Genomic DNA, 15291 nt, shown 5'->3' with positions numbered 1-15291 from the left:
TAGGTACCATCTGTCCTTTAAAGATATATAGGTCAATGATATGCGTAATTCAGTGTTTTAAACATGATAGTCCTCGATTAATAAAAAAGATTGAGAAAAATATATATGACTATGATAGAAGTTATCTATACATAGCTACAATATATTTTAACTAGAATTTACAAATTAATTGAATTGAAAAGTCTGCAGACGAAGATAGATTTCGAGCTCTAGAATACTTTCACTACGTATAGTAGCAAAGCTGTCAAAACTTGTCAAGTAATTTTTTATCGCAATTTTACAAACATTGTACAGAACAAATTTAAAATGCTGTAAAATGAGCCATTTTTTATTAGATTCATCGAGTGAGAATAATGTTCTTATTTTTCTTCAAAATCTAACTATCTGCTTAGCAGAGTGGCAAAATAAGGCATACTAGAAAAAGCAACTAAATGGATGTCGTGAAAGTAGCTATCTAGTCCTTTCGTACGAAAAACGTTGTAGCGTGTTTATCAACTGAATGCCCAATCTGGATTCCAGCGTCACGCGCTGGAATGACAAGAAGGAGAGTACTTGGATGATATCTTCAATCTCTATACGGCTGTGCATCGCGCACCGATTTCCATTCAAGGCGTGTCATTCCAGTGCTTGACACTGGAATCTAGTTAAATTTACGAGTATAGAAGTGATAAAAAATACAACGTTTCTGATGATGGAAACCATTACTAGGATAACAAGAAAGGAAGTGCTGATTTCAGTGTTTATACGTCAGCCATGCATCTAAAAATTTATAAACAAAAGATTACACTTCACAACTTTGTGATGGAATAAGTTTTTCAATGCTGTTGACGCAAAACTCAGTTGTATTATTAGCTATTTCATCGAATTTATCATTTATATCCTTACCTATTTTTTCATCTTTAATATATTCGTACAGAGCTAAAGTAGCTATAGTTGAACATATTGCGATGAAACTAACTTTTGCTGTAATAAGTAATGATAGCCCACCTGCAAGTATGGACACTGCTCCAATAGCTAGGTTTATAATTTTATTTTGTGTTGATTGATTCTCTTTATCCTCTAAAACGTTTGATATTGCTTTTGAGGCAATTTTTATTGCTATTGCTGTAGTTGAGATTATAACAAACATCATAGCTATTTTTGCTAAGAGAAAAATTGATGGTAGCATTATTACAAGAAACAATGAAGCACTTCCTATAAATAACCATTTCTCATTTATTTTTTTAGACTGATCTGTATTATTAGGCATTGCAACCCTCCACTTTCATTAACAGTTTATTCATATAATATGAAACATGCGATAGTCAAGATGTTTTTGTGTTGAGAAGCTTGTGATTGAGTTTTGGCATGTTATTTAAAATTCTTATATAATATTTTAAATGAGTTTAAGAGAGAGTTAAATGCAGGATGCAGCTTTAGTTTTACAAGATGGCAAGTGTTTTTTTGGGAAATCGGTAGGTAAAAAAGGCAAATGTATAGGTGAGGTTTGCTTTACCACTGGTATGACCGGTTATCAACATACTATAACCGATCCTTCTTTTGCTGATCAAATAATAGCGTTCACTTTTCCTCATATTGGTAATGTTGGAATAAATCACAAAGATAATGAAGGAGAGAAAATTTTTGCAAGTGGTGTGGTTATGTGTGAACTTTCTCCTATGTCTCACTCTTCTTCATATATTAGTTTAAATGATTGGTTGGAGAAAAATAATGTAGTTGGGATATCGGGAATTGATACTAGAGCTTTGACGAGATATTTGAGAAAACATGGATCTCAAAATGGAATGATATGTACGCCAAGTGAGGCACATATATTAGATGAATTGAAGAAATACAAATCTGTAAATGGAATAGAAATAACTAAGAAAGTCAGTTTAAGTAATAACTTTCAAAGCGCTCTTAATGCAAAATATAGGGTTGTAATTGTTGATTTCGGTGTAAAAAATAGTATAATCTCACGCTTAGTAGAACTTGATTGTACGGTTGAATTAGTCAAACCAGATACAGGTTTTGCTCACAAAATATTAAGCATGAATCCAGATGGTATAGTGCTTTCAAATGGCCCTGGTGATCCACAAGAGATAGGAGAGAGTGTAATTTCAGAAATAGAAATTATTGTGAAATCTAAAATACCAGTTCTTGGCATATGCCTGGGTCATCAATTACTTGCAGTTGCTTTGGGAGCAAAGACTGTCAAGATGGATATTGGTCATCGAGGGAGTAATCATCCAGTTTATCATCTAAATAGTGAAAAAATTGAGATAACTAGCCAAAATCATGGTTTTGTTGTTGATTCAGCTTCTCTTCCAAGTAACGTTGAAGTTACTCATATTTCTCTATTTGATAATAGTGTAGAGGGGATAATGATGAAGGATTACCCAGTCTTTTCTGCTCAATACCATCCAGAAGAAGCGCCAGGTACACATGATTCACATTATTTATTTGGGCGTTTTATTGACAATATTTTGTTATATAAAAGTAAAATCTAACTGAAATCAGTTAGATTAGCTTTTATTACTTGATCTTTTGGATTTGGATGTTTAATATTAGGGATAATAAAACTTAAGTTAAGGTAGTGTTCTCTTAACAGATTTTTGTGGAGGAGTGACCGAGTGGTTAAAGGTAACAGACTGTAAATCTGTCCGCATTGCGTACGTAGGTTCGAATCCTACCTCCTCCATTGTGCGGGTATAGCTCAATGGTAGAGCTCTAGCCTTCCAAGCTAGTGACGTGGGTTCGATTCCCACTATCCGCTCTTTTTTTTGTTGTATTTATATAAAATCAACATATTATTTATTGATGTATTTGTATTTTAGGTAGAAGAGTTAAAGTTATGACAGCGATAGTAGAAGCATTTGGAAAGCCGCATGTAAATGTGGGAACGATAGGACATGTGGATCATGGGAAGACAACGTTAACAGCGGCGATAACAAAGCATTATGGTAATTTTGTAGCATATGATCAAATAGATAAAGCGCCAGAAGAAAGAAAGAGAGGGATAACAATAGCAACAGCGCATGTTGAATATCAAACAGAAAAGAGACACTATGCACACGTTGATTGCCCTGGACATGCTGATTATGTGAAGAATATGATAGTAGGTGCAGCACAGATGGATGCAGCGATATTGGTAGTGTCGGGGGTTGATGGACCGATGCCACAAACGAGAGAGCATATATTGCTGGCAAAACAAGTGGGTGTTGGATATATCGTGGTATATATAAATAAAGCTGATGTTGCTGATGCTGATATGATAGATTTGGTGGAAATGGAAGTGAGAGAGTTGCTAAGTAAGTATGGATTTCCAGGTGATGAAGTGCCTGTGATAGTTGGGTCTGCGTTAAAAGCATTAGAGGATGATAGTAGTGAGCATGGAAAGAAATCAATAGATAAATTGATGGAGAAGTTAGATGAGTATGCGGTAGTACCTCCAAGGCCTATAGATTTACCATTTTTAATGCCAATAGAAGATGTATTTTCAATATCGGGCCGAGGGACGGTAGTAACAGGAAGAATAGAGAAGGGGGAGATAAAGACAGGGGATGAGATAGAGATAATAGGTCTGAAAGCGACGCAAAAGACGATATGTACTGGTGTTGAGATGTTTAAGAAGTTGCTAGATAAGGGAAGTGCAGGACTCAATGTAGGAATACTACTCAGAGGAACAAAGAGAGAAGAAGTGGAGAGAGGGCAAGTATTGGCAAAGCCAGGGGCAATAACCCCGCATAAGAAGTTTAATGCGGAGGTGTATATATTGAAGAAAGAAGAAGGAGGAAGGCATACACCATTTTTTGGAAATTATCAGCCACAGTTTTATTTAAGGACAACGGATGTAACTGGGAGCATAAAATTGCTAGATGGAAAGGAGATGGTAATGCCAGGGGACAATGTAAGTATAGAAGTGGAGTTGCAAGTACCAATAGCAATGGATAAAGGATTGCGTTTTGCGATAAGAGAAGGTGGTAGAACTGTTGGTTCTGGCGTTGTTTCGGAAATTTTAGAATGAGTATAATAACTAAGATGAAGCAATATATATATATTAGAATCAAAGCTTTCGATTGTTCTTTATTGGAAAAGTGTATTCGGGAGTTTATTGATCAATTAAAGCAGTTTAATGCAGATTTATCTGGTCCGATTGCATTGCCAAGAAAAGATTCTAAATTTACTGTTAATAGGTCTCCTCATGTTGATAAAAAATCTCGTGAGCAATTTGAAATGAGAATTTCTAAGCGGTTAATTATTGTACATAATCCTACTTCTACTATGATGAAGATGCTTGCAGATTTATCTTTTTCTGCTGGTGTAGAAGTAGATTTAAAGGTTAAGGAAGTTAATATTTAGGAAAAAAGAGAAAATGAAAAGAATAAATTCGCTTAGGAGAATTGGTTTGTTAATGACGAATGTTGGCCATACTGCTATGTATTTTGATAATAGTCGCATGGCTGTAACCTTATTGCATCTCAGCGAAACTTATATTATCGATATAAAAGGACAAGATAAATGTGGCTACAATTCAGTCATTTTAGGCACAGGAGATTTAAAAAAAATAGCAAAACCTCAGTTGGAATATTTAAAGAAAAAGGGTATAAATAGTAAATGTAAATTATACGAAAGTAGATTAACTGATCTATTCGGAATAGAATGTGGTAAAAAGGTGGGGGTTAATCATTTTGTAGTTGGTCAATATCTTGATATTACGGGTTATTCTTTAGGCAAAGGGTTTGCTGGTGTGATGAAGCGGCATAACTTCAGTGGGCTTAGGGCATCTCATGGTGTTTCTATTGCTCATAGATCACAAGGTTCTACTGGTCAATGTCAAGATCCTGGTAGAGTATTCAAGGGGAAGAAAATGGCTGGTCATTTAGGTAATAGCAGAGTAACTGTACAGAATATGAAAGTATTATCCATTGATTATGAAAATAGCATAATTGCTGTAAAGGGTAATAATGTTCCTGGGTTTAAAAACTCTTATGTTTTTGTGAGAGATGCAGTTAAAAAGCCTTTACATAAAGATGTTCCTTTTCCAGCAGGTCTGCTGTTGAATATGAGTGATGATGCTAATAATTTGGTGAGTTAGTTATGGAATGTGAATTAGTTGATCTATCTAATAGTAATGTAGGTAGTGTTGAGCTTAATCCCTTGATATTTTCTGCCAAGCAAAAATTGAGTATTTTGCATGATATAGTGAGATGGCAATTAGCAAAGAGAAGAGTTGGTGCTCATAAAACAAAGGGTATCAGTGATGTTTCTGGTACAACAGCTAAGCCGTATGGTCAAAAACGTACTGGTAGGGCGAGACAGGGGAGCTTGCGGTCTCCTCAGTTTAGAGGTGGTGGAATTATTTTTGGTCCTGTTGTGAGGAGTCATGCTTATTCTCTTAATAAAAAAGTACGTAAATTTGGTTTGAAAATTGCTTTATCTCTAAAATATTTAAATAATCAAGTTATTGTTCTTGATAGTTTAAATGTTGATGTGGAGAAAACATCTAAAATGTGTGAATATATTAGAAATTTTAAGTTTTCTTCTTTTTTAATAGTTGGTGATTATGGAGATGATTTGTTACGTGCTGCTAAAAATTTGCATTATGTAGATTTAATCAAACCTATTGGGTTAAATGTTTTTGATATATTGAATCATGAATGCGTGATGTTAACAAAAGACACTTTAAAGCATCTTGAAGGTAGATTGTTATGATTAAATATAATAATATAATAAAGTCTCCTGTAATCACAGAAAAGGCTTCTCTTTTAAGAGAGAAGTTTAATAAATACTCTTTGTATGTTTTTGTAAATGTAAATAAGCGTCAAATAAAATTGGCAATAGAGTCTTTATTTAATGTCAGAATTTCTTCTATAAATGTTATTAGAGTTAAACCTAAATATAGACGTTTCAGGGGTGTGATTGGTTGTAAAAAACAGAGAAAAAAGGTTTATTTTTCTTTGATAGATGGTCAAAAATTAGATATAATGAGCGTTTAATATGGGTATGAAATTTTTTAATCCTGTTACTCCGTCTTCTCGTGGGACTATATTAATAAGTAAAATTGGTTTATCAAAAGATAAGCCGGAGAAGTCTCTTGTATTTGGTAAGAAATCCAGTGGTGGAAGAAATAATCATGGTAGAATTACAACTCGTCACAGGGGTGGTGGTCACAAGAAGAAATATAGAGTTATAGATTTTAAACGTAATAGAAGTGATCAGGGTATAGTTGAGAAAATAGAGTATGATCCAAATAGAAGTGGGTTTTTAGCATTAATATCATATAAGGAAGATGATACTAAATCTTATATATTAGCTCCTCAAGGTATGAAGCCTGGTGATGTTGTGACAGCTGGAGATGATGCTGATATTCTGCCAGGTAATTGTTTGTTGTTGAAATATATACCTGTTGGTTCTTTTGTTCATAACGTTGAATTGAAGCCAGGTGGTGGTGCTGTAATTGCTAGAGCTGCGGGTTGTTGTGCGCAAATTGTTGGTCGTGATGGTCAATATGTTTTATTGCGGCTTAGATCTGGTCAAGTTAGGTTGATTTTATCTTCTTGTAAAGCTACTATTGGTGTAGTGTCTAATCTTGATCATAAGAATAGAAAGCTGGGTAAGGCTGGGAGAAGTAGGTGGCTTGGAATTAGACCTGCCGTGCGTGGAGTTGCAATGAATCCGATTGATCACCCTCATGGAGGTGGAGAGGGAAAAACTTCTGGCGGTCGTCATCCTGTTACTCCTTGGGGTGTTGCAACAAAGGGAAAGAAAACTAGGAAAAAAAATAAATCTAGTGATAAGTATATAAAAAAATTGAAAGGTTAATTTATGAGTAGATCTGTATGGAAACCACCTTTTTTACACCCATCTGTACTAAGATTAGTTCAGAGAGCTTTAAAAGAGGGTTCTATTAATAAGGTGATAAAAATTCATTCCAGGGCTTCTGTAATTCTTCCTAATTGTTTGGGTTTAAAGTTTGCTGTTTATAATGGTAAAGATTACATTCCTGTTAGTGTTGATAATCAGAATATGATAGGTCATAAATTTGGTGAATTTTCACCTACTCGTAAATTTACTGGGCACGGTGGTGATAAAAAGGCAACAAGAAGATAGGTAATTGATATGAAAAATAGGGATATAATAGTTGAGGCTGGTTCTAGGATTTTAAGATCGACTCCTCGCAAATTGAATTTGGTTGCTGATTTAGTACGTAATAAAAAAGTTTCTTTTGCTAATGTACAATTAAGATTTTGTGAAAAAAAAGCTGCTGGTTTTATAATGAAAGTGTTGAATTCTGCAATTTCTAATGCTCAAAATAATTATGGATTGAACATTGATAATTTATATATAAAGGAAATTTTAATAGGTAAGTCCCTTACTTTGCGTAGAGTATATCCAAAAGCTATGGGTAGGGCTAATAGAATGAGTAAATTTTATAGTAATATAACTATAAAATTGAAAGAAATTGTATGATTTATAGAAATGGAAAGTTAATAAGGAAAGTGTAAAAATATGGGACAGAAGGTTAATCCTAAAGTATTTAGATTACAAGTAAATGGTAATACCTGGGATTCTGTTTGGTGTGCTACAGACGATTATAAGCAGAGATTGCATTACGATCTATTTATTCGCAATTATATAAATGAATCTTTTAAGCATGCTGGTATTTCTAAAGTAATTGTGGAGCGTACAGTTAATTTAGTGTCTATAATAATACATTCTTCTAAGCCTGGAGTTATAATAGGTAAGAAAGGTTTAGATGTTGAGAAGGTAAGGCAAAAAATAGCTGAAAAAGTAGGAAGTAGTGTCGAAGTGAATGTAGTAGGAGTTAAAAAGTCTGAAATAGATGCAGCTTTAATATCAAGGAGTATTACACATCAGCTAGAAAAAAGGATTTCATGTAGAAGAGCGATGAAAAAAGCTATTCAAAATTGTTTGAAGATGGGTGCTGAGGGTATTAAAGTAAGTTGCTCTGGGCGTCTTGGCGGAGCTGAAATAGCTCGTACTGAATGGTACAAAGAAGGTCGTTTGCCTTTACATACTTTGCGTGCTAATATAGATTATGCTTTTTATGAAGCGAAGACTATATGTGGTATTATAGGAGTTAAAGTTTGGGTTTATGTTGGTAGTTAAGGTATATTGAAATGTTTGTTCCCAAAAAGAGTAAATATAAAAAGGTATTTAAGGGGAGAATCAAGGGTAATGCTAAAGGTGGTAGCACGCTGTCTTTTGGAGATTATGGATTAAAAGCTATGGAAGTAGGTAAGGTTCAGTCTAAGCATATTGAAACTGCAAGGCGCGTAATATCTAGAACGTTAAAACGCTCTGGTAAAGTGTGGATAAGAATTTTTCCTGATACCCCGGTTAGTAAAAAGCCAGCAGATGTACGTATGGGTAAAGGGAAAGGTAGTGTTGAATTTTGGGTATTTAAAGCTAAGCCCGGTAGGATTTTGTTTGAAATTAGTAGTGATGTTCCCATGCATTTAGCAAGATTGGCGCTTGAAAAAGCGACTGCTAAGCTTCCTATGAAGTGTAAATTTATATCTAATCATAATTGAATGGAGTTGCAATGGATATAGTTAAATTTGAATCAGAATCTTCACAAGGGTTACATGAACTTCTTGTGAGTTTGAGGAAAGAATTTGTTAATTTGGCTTTTCAAAAAAAGCTGGGCCAGTGCAACAATTTTTCGCGTTTTAGCTTAATAAGAAAGAGCATAGCTCGTAGTCTAACTGTATTAAATAGAAGAAAGAGAGAGGGAAAAAATGCCTAAGAAGGTTTTTTGTGGTGTCGTAACTAATGCTGAGTCTGATAAGACTGTAAAGGTTTCGGTGTTACAAGTGTATAAGGATAGGCTGTATAAAAAAGTTATAAAAAAATACAAGAAGTATATAGCGCATGATGAGAATAATAGTTGCAAAAAGGGAGATAGGGTTTTAATACAGGAACATAAGCCTATTTCTGTTACTAAAAAATGGGTTGTTATCAATAGCTAAAAAGGAATAGGTATTTATATGATTCAAAAAAATACATTGTTAGAAGTAGCTGATAATTCTGGTGCGCGTGCAGTGCTTTGTATTGGCTTGTTAGGTGGTAGGAAATCTGCATCTGTAGGTGATACGGTTATTATATCTACTAAGTCTATTAACCCAAAAGGTAAAGTTGAAAAAGGAAAAGTATATAAAGCAGTTGTTGTTAGAGTAAAAAATAATGTTAAGAAATCTGATGGTTCTGTAATTCGTTTTTCTAGCAATGCTGTGGTTTTAATTAATGATCAAGGTGAACCACTTGGCACTCGGGTGTTTGGTCCGGTAAAAAAGTTATTATCTGGTTCTTTTATGAAAATAATGTCATTAGCTGATGAGGTTTTATAATGAGTGCTAAAATAAAAAGTGGTGATGATATTATAGTTTTAACTGGTAAAGATAAGAGAAAAATTGGTAAGGTAATCAAAGTTATAATACGTGATGCTAAAAAGAAAGTAGTTGTTTCTGGCGTAAATGTGTGTAAGAGACATACTAAACCAAGAGCTGGTAGTGGTGGTGGTATATTGAATAAAGAGTTAGCTATTGATGTATCAAATGTTGCAATATTGGATCCTAAGTGTAAAACTCCAACTAAAGTAGGATTTAAGATTATAGATGGTAGAAAAGTGCGTTTTGCAAAAGTTTCTGGAGAAGTGATAGATTAGGTTGATATGTTTAAACAATTGTATAAAGATAATATAGTAAAATCCTTAAAGGATAAGTTTAATTACGGCAATGTAATGCAAGTGCCTAAACTTGTCAAGGTGTGTATCAATATGGGCGTTGGAGATGCTGCTACGGACAATAAAGCGATAAATGAGCCATTTGATAATCTACATTTGATTGCTGGGCAAAAGCCTGTGTTAACCTTTGCAAAAAAATCTATTTCTGGTTTCAAAATTAGAAAAGGTGCAACTGTAGGTTGTAAAGTGACTTTGCGTAGAAATAAAATGTATGAATTCTTAGAAAGATTAATATATATTGCTTTGCCAAGGGAAAAAGATTTTAGAGGGTTTAGTGTGAAGCAATTTGATGGTCATGGTAATTTTTCCTTTGGTATCAAGGAGCATATATCATTTTTAGAAATAGACTATGATAAAATAAGTAAAATTAGAGGTATGGATATTAATATTATAACAAGTGCAGTTAGTGATAGGGAAGCAAAGGAATTATTACTGGCTCTTAAATTCCCTTTTTTTGATAATTGAGAGAAAATATATATGGCAAAAAAATCCATGATACAGAAGAATCTTCGTAGAATAAAGTTATGCGATCAGTATAGGGAGAGAAGAGAAGAATTAAAATCTATAATGAATAATAAGGATTTATCTATTGCAAAAAGGTTTGCAGCTCAAAGTAAGCTGATTAAAAAATTGCCTAAAGATTCTTCTAAAATCAGAATTAGGAATAGATGCGCTTTAACTGGTAGGCCGAGAGGAGTATATAGAAAATTTGGTTTATGTAGGATTGTTTTACGTGATTTGTGTTCTTTTGGGCAAGTTCCAGGGGTTACAAAATCTAGTTGGTAAATGTGATATAAGGAGTGTAATAGTGTCGTTATCTGATGGTATTGGTGATTTTTTAACAAGAATACGTAATGCTCAATTGGCAATGCATAGGGAAACAAGAGTCCTATTCTCTAAAGTGAATTCTTCTATATTGAAGATCTTAAAAGAGGAAGGGTATATTCTTAATTATAAAAAGCAAGAGAGTGATAGTGTCCCTTCGCTTGTTGTGCAGTTGAAGTATTATGATAAATCACCTGTGATTAATGATATAGCTAGGGTATCAAAGCCCGGTTGTCGTTATTATTCTAAGTGTAAGGACATTTCTAAAGCATATAATGGTCTTGGAATTTTTATTATATCTACACCGAAAGGAGTGATGACCGATTATAATGCACGTAGATTAAAAGTTGGTGGAGAAGTTTTGTGTCGTGTATTTTAAATGATAGGAGAAATGTATGTCTCGTATAGGTGCCGCACCTATCAATATTCCTGCTGATCTTTCAGTTGAATATAATGATGGTAGGGTATTAATAAGAAGTGTTAGGGCAGAAAAAGAGCTGAACTTGTGTAGTGGCATTCTGTGTCAGATAGTTGATAATCAATTGTTACTTTCTGTTGATCAAGGCAGGGATGATTATGATAAAATAAAATCTATATGGGGCACTTATAGAAGTAATATTAATAACATGATTAACGGTATGGTTAATGATTTTTCTGTTGATCTTGAGATTAATGGTGTGGGGTATAAAGCAGAATGTGATGATAAGTATTTGACTTTATATCTTGGTTATAGTCATAATATTAAGTATAAAGTGCCTAAAGACGTTGAGATTAAGTGTATAAAGCCAACTCATTTAGTGATTCGCGGTATGGATAAGCAAAAAGTCTATATGGTGGCTTCTGATATATGCAAAATTAGAAAATATGATCCTTATAAAGGTAAGGGTATTATAATAAAAGGCAAATTTATGCTGCGTAAGGTTGTAAATAAAAAGAAATAATTAAAATGAAAAGATTGTATAATTTTTTAACTAGCTATGAAAAAAGGAAACTTCGTAATAGAGCGAAGCTCGATAAGAGCGCTGGACGTTTACGTATATCCATATTTAAGTCTAATAAACATTTTTACGTTCAGTTGATTAACGATGCAAAAGGAACAACCCTAGCTTCTGCTTCTACTTTGGATGATAAAATTAGGAATGTATGTAAAGGTAGGGTCAATGCTGAAACTATAAAACAGGTTTCTTCTTTAGTGATTGAGCGTCTGCCTAGTACAGAATTGCAGCAGCGGTTCGTCTTTGATCGGGGGGCATATAAGTATACAGGATTGATTTCTCAATTTGCTGAGGCTTTAAGAAGCTCTGGATTTAAATTTTAGAAGGTTTTAAATATGGCTGTAAAGAATTTACAAAATGATAATGATTTATCAGAACTTTTGGTTTCAGTACGAAGGGTAACAACGGTTACTAAAGGTGGTAGAAGATTTTCATTTTCAACTTTGGTTGTTGTTGGTGATGGTAAGGGTAGGGTAGGATGTGGAATAGGTAAACATGCAGAGGTTGCTGAAGCAAGAGTGAAAGCTGTAAATGCTGCAAAGAAGTCGATGATTAGGGTGTACTTACGTGAAGGTAGAACTTTACATCATGATATTAAAGCTAAATTTTGTTCTGGTGAGATAGTTTTAAGAGCTGCAAGAACTGGAACAGGTATTATTGCTGGTGGAGCAATGAGGTCGGTTTTTGAGGTATTAGGTATAAAGGATGTGGTAGCTAAGTCTACTAGATCAAATGATCCTCATAATATTATATGTGCAGTATTTAAGGCTTTTGATGTTATGTTATCTCCTCGCCAAGTGGCAGGTAAGAGGGGTAAAAAGATTAGTGAGATAGTTGGAAATAGGTAAAGTATGAATGATGCTGTAAAATTAAATTCTGTGTTTACCAAATTATCTAAGAAAAAGAAGCCTAAATTATTAGGTAGAGGTATTGGTTGTGGTAAAGGTAAAACATCCGGTAGGGGGCATAAAGGGCAAAAAGCGAGAAGTGGCGTTTCTATAAATGGTTTTGAAGGTGGACAGCAGTCTATATATACTCGTTTACCTAAAAGAGGTTTTAAGCCTATACGCAAAAACTTATACTCTATATTTAATGTTGGTGATGTACAGTGCTTAATGGAAGCTAAAAAAATAGTCAAGGATTCTATCATAGATAAGGAGCTACTGCATAAATTAGGTTTTATCAGATCTGTTAAAAGTAAAATCAAACTTCTTAATAAGGGTAAATTAAGCGAAAAATTTGTGTTTCATGTTGATTTTGCATCAGAAGCTGCAAAAAGATCTGTATCTGCAGTTGGTGGTAGTGTAGAAATACTATCATGAATTATGAACAGTAAATTTGCATTTGATAATTTGGATTCTACGTTGTTATATAAAGCTGATTTACTAAAGCGTATATTTTTTACGCTGATGGCTTTAGTTTGTTATCGTTTAGGCACTTATGTTCCTATTCCTGGAATTAATCTTGATATAATCAATGATATATTTCCAAAAGAGAGTTCTGGTATTTTTGGAGTATTTAATTTATTTTCTGGTGGCGCTTTAGCTAGAATGACTATCTTGGCGTTAAACGTTATGCCATACATAGTTGCATCCATAGTTATGCAATTATTATCTTCTGCCGTTAAAGGAATCAATGAAATTAAAAATGAAGGAGAGTTAGGACGTCGAAAGATGAACTCTTATATACGCTATATGACTATAGTGTTTTGTATCTTTCAATCAATTACGATCTTGATAGGGTTAGAAAGAATGAATAGAGAAGGGGTGTTAGTTGTAGTTGAACCTGGTATTATGTTTCGTACTATAGGTGTCTTTAGCCTTTTAGGTGGAACTATATTTTTAATATGGCTTGGTGAGCGGATTAGTGTGAGCGGTATAGGCAATGGTATCTCATTAATCATTTTTACTGGCATAACATCTGAATTACATAATGCTTTATCATCTCTGCTAACATTAAATAAAAATGGTAGTATGTCGTTTTTCATTACCCTTTTTGTTATAGCATTGTTTTTTTTACTACTCCTTTTAGTCATTTTTACAGAATCTTCTTATAGAAAGGTAATTGTTCAATATCCCAAAAAACAGTTTAAAAAATTACATAATGATGATTTTACTTACATTCCATTGAAGATCAATTTATCTGGTGTAATACCAACTATTTTTGCTAACGCAATTCTATTAACGCCTATTTCAATTGCAAATTTCTATAAAGGTCATGCCATTGCTGATTTTATTTTAAACTACTTTATGGCAAATAAAGTGATGTACATTATAACTTACTTAATACTCATAGTACTTTTTAATTTTTTCTATACCAATTTTATATTTAATCCAGAGGAAAATGCTGATTTTCTTAGGAAAAATGGTGGTTTTATTCCTGGTAGAGGGCCTGGAAAACATACTTCTGATTATCTTCAAGATATAGTTTTTAAATTAACATTTATTGGGTCTGCGTATTTGGTGGTAATATGTACTATACCTGAAATTATGAGGTATCATTATGATATACCATTTATTTTTGGTGGGACGAGCTTGCTGATTATAGTTAACGTTATTACTGATACTATTATGCAAGTACAATCTTATGTTTTTTCAAATAGGTACGATAGTTGGATAAAGAAATATGAGTCTAAAACAAGGAGACTAAAGTGATTATTACAATTTTTGGTCCTCCTGGTTCTGGTAAGGGTACTCAGTCCAGTTTGTTAATAGCAAAGTATAATTTTAAATTAGTTTCAGTAGGAGATTTATTAAGGAATATTATATCTAGTGGGAGTAAATTAGGTAAAGGAATAAAGGATACTGTTGAATCTGGTAATTTAATTCAAGATGAAGTTATATGTAAATTATTGTGTGACCAGCTTGCATTAATAGATGGTGATTTTTTGTTAGATGGTTTTCCAAGAAATTTAAATCAAGCTCATTTTTTGACTCAAGTTTTGCAAAAAAGATGCAATAGGGATGTTGATCTTGTAATTGAGTTGCAGCTTGACGATAATATTGCAATTGATAGATTAAAAGATCGTCTTACTTGTTTGGATTGTAAAAGTATATATAGTATATCTTCTTTTAAAAATACTACTTGTGCTAAATGTAAAAGTACGAGATTGGAGAAGAGAATTGATGATGCTAATATGCTTGCAATTAATAAGAGGATAAGAGAATATCATTTTCAGATGAAGGGTTTGCGCGAGTATTATAAGGGCAAGTTGTTAACAATTAACGCTAATTTGAGTGTTGATAGAGTAATGCAAGAGATTGAAAGTAAAATTTCTTGTAATTTGATTTGACTATAAGTTGTTTTATGGTATAAATTAAGAGTTATTATTAATAAAGTATCGAGGTATCAGTGGTACGTATTGCAGGCATAAATGTTCCGGTGAAGAAGTGTATTCCTTTTGCATTAACTTATATACATGGTATAGGTATTACTACTGCGAATATAATTTGTCGTAGCTGTAAAATTGATGAGCGTAAGCGTGTTTCAGAATTACAAGATGAAGATATAGAGAAAATTAGTAGTTTTATTAGGCAAAAATATGTCATAGAGGGTGAGCTCAGAAAAAAAGTGGCTATGGATATAAAATCTTTAATGGAAATTGGTTGCTATAGAGGATTAAGGCATAGAAAAGGTTTGCCTGTGAGGGGACAAAGAACCCATACTAATGCTAAAACTCGTAAAGGCAGATCTAAATTGCCTATTGCTGGGAAAAAATAAAAT

General features: G+C 33.4%; 26 protein-coding genes and 2 tRNA genes. 27 read left to right on the top strand and 1 reads right to left on the bottom strand.

Annotated elements, in window-relative coordinates; genetic code table 11:
- Positions 1-781 precede the first annotated feature (781 nt).
- Positions 782-1249 carry a hypothetical protein gene (locus LEM02_RS03465; protein ID WP_226079758.1) on the bottom strand — a complete coding sequence of 156 codons (468 nt, stop codon included), beginning with the start codon at positions 1247-1249 and terminating at the stop codon, positions 782-784.
- 151 nt (positions 1250-1400) lie between these two features.
- Here LEM02_RS03465 and carA point away from each other — a divergent pair, with 151 nt between their 5' ends.
- The 27 genes from carA (at position 1401) to rpsM (ending at position 15288) form a co-directional block, all read left to right on the top strand.
- Positions 1401-2489, top strand: coding sequence for a glutamine-hydrolyzing carbamoyl-phosphate synthase small subunit (gene carA, locus LEM02_RS03460; protein WP_226079757.1), 1089 nt, complete (start codon positions 1401-1403; stop codon positions 2487-2489).
- Between the two features lie 109 nt (positions 2490-2598).
- Positions 2599-2680: transfer RNA gene (locus tag LEM02_RS03455), tRNA-Tyr, on the top strand.
- Between the two features lie 4 nt (positions 2681-2684).
- Positions 2685-2755 (top strand) — tRNA-Gly (locus tag LEM02_RS03450).
- A gap of 78 nt (positions 2756-2833) precedes the next feature.
- Positions 2834-4006 carry an elongation factor Tu gene (tuf, locus tag LEM02_RS03445; RefSeq protein WP_226079626.1) on the top strand — a complete coding sequence of 391 codons (1173 nt, stop codon included), beginning with the start codon at positions 2834-2836 and terminating at the stop codon, positions 4004-4006.
- 14 nt (positions 4007-4020) lie between these two features.
- Entirely contained in the window at positions 4021-4341 is a 321-nt protein-coding gene (gene rpsJ / locus LEM02_RS03440; protein ID WP_226079872.1) for a 30S ribosomal protein S10, read from the top strand.
- A 13-nt stretch (positions 4342-4354) separates the two neighbouring features.
- The gene (gene rplC, locus LEM02_RS03435; RefSeq protein ID WP_226079756.1) at positions 4355-5077 is read left to right on the top strand and encodes a 50S ribosomal protein L3; all 723 of its coding nucleotides are present in this window, start codon (positions 4355-4357) and stop codon (positions 5075-5077) included.
- Between the two features lie 2 nt (positions 5078-5079).
- Positions 5080-5694: a 50S ribosomal protein L4 gene (gene rplD / locus LEM02_RS03430; protein ID WP_226079755.1), complete on the top strand. Its 615-nt coding sequence runs from the start codon at positions 5080-5082 to the stop codon at positions 5692-5694.
- The gene (locus tag LEM02_RS03425; protein WP_226079754.1) at positions 5691-5978 is read left to right on the top strand and encodes a 50S ribosomal protein L23; all 288 of its coding nucleotides are present in this window, start codon (positions 5691-5693) and stop codon (positions 5976-5978) included. Before rplD ends, LEM02_RS03425 begins: the two co-directional genes overlap by 4 nt.
- Before the next feature lies 1 nt (position 5979).
- Complete coding sequence (rplB, locus tag LEM02_RS03420) at positions 5980-6804, top strand: 50S ribosomal protein L2 (RefSeq protein ID WP_226079753.1); 825 nt, start codon at positions 5980-5982, stop codon at positions 6802-6804.
- 3 nt (positions 6805-6807) lie between these two features.
- The gene (gene rpsS, locus LEM02_RS03415; RefSeq protein ID WP_010404687.1) at positions 6808-7092 is read left to right on the top strand and encodes a 30S ribosomal protein S19; all 285 of its coding nucleotides are present in this window, start codon (positions 6808-6810) and stop codon (positions 7090-7092) included.
- Positions 7093-7101: 9 nt separating this feature from the next.
- A complete protein-coding gene (rplV, locus tag LEM02_RS03410) occupies positions 7102-7452 on the top strand; it encodes a 50S ribosomal protein L22 (protein ID WP_211907853.1) in 351 nt (116 codons plus the stop codon).
- 39 nt (positions 7453-7491) lie between these two features.
- On the top strand, positions 7492-8112 hold the full coding sequence (gene rpsC, locus LEM02_RS03405) for a 30S ribosomal protein S3 (RefSeq protein ID WP_226079752.1): 621 nt from the start codon (positions 7492-7494) through the stop codon (positions 8110-8112).
- Between the two features lie 11 nt (positions 8113-8123).
- On the top strand, positions 8124-8537 hold the full coding sequence (rplP, locus tag LEM02_RS03400; RefSeq protein ID WP_019236922.1) for a 50S ribosomal protein L16: 414 nt from the start codon (positions 8124-8126) through the stop codon (positions 8535-8537).
- Between the two features lie 11 nt (positions 8538-8548).
- Complete coding sequence (gene rpmC / locus LEM02_RS03395; protein ID WP_038198186.1) at positions 8549-8752, top strand: 50S ribosomal protein L29; 204 nt, start codon at positions 8549-8551, stop codon at positions 8750-8752.
- Positions 8745-8975: a 30S ribosomal protein S17 gene (rpsQ, locus tag LEM02_RS03390; protein ID WP_226079750.1), complete on the top strand. Its 231-nt coding sequence runs from the start codon at positions 8745-8747 to the stop codon at positions 8973-8975. The genes rpmC and rpsQ overlap by 8 nt, the downstream gene beginning before the upstream one ends.
- Positions 8976-8993: 18 nt before the next feature.
- The gene (gene rplN, locus LEM02_RS03385; protein ID WP_226079748.1) at positions 8994-9353 is read left to right on the top strand and encodes a 50S ribosomal protein L14; all 360 of its coding nucleotides are present in this window, start codon (positions 8994-8996) and stop codon (positions 9351-9353) included.
- The gene (gene rplX, locus LEM02_RS03380; protein ID WP_010404700.1) at positions 9353-9670 is read left to right on the top strand and encodes a 50S ribosomal protein L24; all 318 of its coding nucleotides are present in this window, start codon (positions 9353-9355) and stop codon (positions 9668-9670) included. Before rplN ends, rplX begins: the two co-directional genes overlap by 1 nt.
- Before the next feature lie 6 nt (positions 9671-9676).
- Positions 9677-10213: a 50S ribosomal protein L5 gene (gene rplE / locus LEM02_RS03375; RefSeq protein ID WP_226079746.1), complete on the top strand. Its 537-nt coding sequence runs from the start codon at positions 9677-9679 to the stop codon at positions 10211-10213.
- 12 nt (positions 10214-10225) lie between these two features.
- Positions 10226-10534, top strand: coding sequence for a 30S ribosomal protein S14 (rpsN, locus tag LEM02_RS03370; protein WP_214250025.1), 309 nt, complete (start codon positions 10226-10228; stop codon positions 10532-10534).
- 22 nt (positions 10535-10556) lie between these two features.
- On the top strand, positions 10557-10952 hold the full coding sequence (gene rpsH / locus LEM02_RS03365; RefSeq protein WP_015588355.1) for a 30S ribosomal protein S8: 396 nt from the start codon (positions 10557-10559) through the stop codon (positions 10950-10952).
- 16 nt (positions 10953-10968) lie between these two features.
- Positions 10969-11514, top strand: coding sequence for a 50S ribosomal protein L6 (rplF, locus tag LEM02_RS03360; protein WP_226079744.1), 546 nt, complete (start codon positions 10969-10971; stop codon positions 11512-11514).
- A gap of 5 nt (positions 11515-11519) precedes the next feature.
- Positions 11520-11891 (top strand): 50S ribosomal protein L18, encoded by a 372-nt coding sequence (gene rplR / locus LEM02_RS03355; RefSeq protein WP_226079742.1) that lies wholly within the window; start codon positions 11520-11522, stop codon positions 11889-11891.
- A 12-nt stretch (positions 11892-11903) separates the two neighbouring features.
- Complete coding sequence (gene rpsE, locus LEM02_RS03350) at positions 11904-12416, top strand: 30S ribosomal protein S5 (RefSeq protein ID WP_226079740.1); 513 nt, start codon at positions 11904-11906, stop codon at positions 12414-12416.
- A gap of 3 nt (positions 12417-12419) precedes the next feature.
- Complete coding sequence (rplO, locus tag LEM02_RS03345) at positions 12420-12890, top strand: 50S ribosomal protein L15 (RefSeq protein ID WP_226079737.1); 471 nt, start codon at positions 12420-12422, stop codon at positions 12888-12890.
- A 3-nt stretch (positions 12891-12893) separates the two neighbouring features.
- A complete protein-coding gene (secY, locus tag LEM02_RS03340) occupies positions 12894-14222 on the top strand; it encodes a preprotein translocase subunit SecY (protein ID WP_226079735.1) in 1329 nt (442 codons plus the stop codon).
- Positions 14219-14860 carry an adenylate kinase family protein gene (locus tag LEM02_RS03335; RefSeq protein ID WP_211907868.1) on the top strand — a complete coding sequence of 214 codons (642 nt, stop codon included), beginning with the start codon at positions 14219-14221 and terminating at the stop codon, positions 14858-14860. Before secY ends, LEM02_RS03335 begins: the two co-directional genes overlap by 4 nt.
- A gap of 59 nt (positions 14861-14919) precedes the next feature.
- Complete coding sequence (rpsM, locus tag LEM02_RS03330; protein ID WP_226079734.1) at positions 14920-15288, top strand: 30S ribosomal protein S13; 369 nt, start codon at positions 14920-14922, stop codon at positions 15286-15288.
- The last annotated feature ends 3 nt before the right edge of the window (positions 15289-15291 follow it).

The sequence above is a fragment of the Wolbachia endosymbiont of Tribolium confusum genome, from assembly GCF_020405475.1.
GTDB lineage: Bacteria > Pseudomonadota > Alphaproteobacteria > Rickettsiales > Anaplasmataceae > Wolbachia.
This window is presented reverse-complemented; position numbering and strand designations above follow the sequence as displayed.

Bases quoted from the DNA above. Each gene is read 5' to 3' on its own strand.
- LEM02_RS03465 (WP_226079758.1), bottom strand. From the start codon at position 1,249: ATGCCTAATAATACAGATCAGTCTAAAAAAATAAATGAGAAATGGTTA.
- carA (WP_226079757.1), top strand. From the start codon at position 1,401: ATGCAGGATGCAGCTTTAGTTTTACAAGATGGCAAGTGTTTTTTTGGG.
- tuf (WP_226079626.1), top strand. From the start codon at position 2,834: ATGACAGCGATAGTAGAAGCATTTGGAAAGCCGCATGTAAATGTGGGA.
- rpsJ (WP_226079872.1), top strand. From the start codon at position 4,021: ATGAAGCAATATATATATATTAGAATCAAAGCTTTCGATTGTTCTTTA.
- rplC (WP_226079756.1), top strand. From the start codon at position 4,355: ATGAAAAGAATAAATTCGCTTAGGAGAATTGGTTTGTTAATGACGAAT.
- rplD (WP_226079755.1), top strand. From the start codon at position 5,080: ATGGAATGTGAATTAGTTGATCTATCTAATAGTAATGTAGGTAGTGTT.
- LEM02_RS03425 (WP_226079754.1), top strand. From the start codon at position 5,691: ATGATTAAATATAATAATATAATAAAGTCTCCTGTAATCACAGAAAAG.
- rplB (WP_226079753.1), top strand. From the start codon at position 5,980: ATGGGTATGAAATTTTTTAATCCTGTTACTCCGTCTTCTCGTGGGACT.
- rpsS (WP_010404687.1), top strand. From the start codon at position 6,808: ATGAGTAGATCTGTATGGAAACCACCTTTTTTACACCCATCTGTACTA.
- rplV (WP_211907853.1), top strand. From the start codon at position 7,102: ATGAAAAATAGGGATATAATAGTTGAGGCTGGTTCTAGGATTTTAAGA.
- rpsC (WP_226079752.1), top strand. From the start codon at position 7,492: ATGGGACAGAAGGTTAATCCTAAAGTATTTAGATTACAAGTAAATGGT.
- rplP (WP_019236922.1), top strand. From the start codon at position 8,124: ATGTTTGTTCCCAAAAAGAGTAAATATAAAAAGGTATTTAAGGGGAGA.
- rpmC (WP_038198186.1), top strand. From the start codon at position 8,549: ATGGATATAGTTAAATTTGAATCAGAATCTTCACAAGGGTTACATGAA.
- rpsQ (WP_226079750.1), top strand. From the start codon at position 8,745: ATGCCTAAGAAGGTTTTTTGTGGTGTCGTAACTAATGCTGAGTCTGAT.
- rplN (WP_226079748.1), top strand. From the start codon at position 8,994: ATGATTCAAAAAAATACATTGTTAGAAGTAGCTGATAATTCTGGTGCG.
- rplX (WP_010404700.1), top strand. From the start codon at position 9,353: ATGAGTGCTAAAATAAAAAGTGGTGATGATATTATAGTTTTAACTGGT.
- rplE (WP_226079746.1), top strand. From the start codon at position 9,677: ATGTTTAAACAATTGTATAAAGATAATATAGTAAAATCCTTAAAGGAT.
- rpsN (WP_214250025.1), top strand. From the start codon at position 10,226: ATGGCAAAAAAATCCATGATACAGAAGAATCTTCGTAGAATAAAGTTA.
- rplF (WP_226079744.1), top strand. From the start codon at position 10,969: ATGTCTCGTATAGGTGCCGCACCTATCAATATTCCTGCTGATCTTTCA.
- rplR (WP_226079742.1), top strand. From the start codon at position 11,520: ATGAAAAGATTGTATAATTTTTTAACTAGCTATGAAAAAAGGAAACTT.
- rpsE (WP_226079740.1), top strand. From the start codon at position 11,904: ATGGCTGTAAAGAATTTACAAAATGATAATGATTTATCAGAACTTTTG.
- rplO (WP_226079737.1), top strand. From the start codon at position 12,420: ATGAATGATGCTGTAAAATTAAATTCTGTGTTTACCAAATTATCTAAG.
- secY (WP_226079735.1), top strand. From the start codon at position 12,894: ATGAACAGTAAATTTGCATTTGATAATTTGGATTCTACGTTGTTATAT.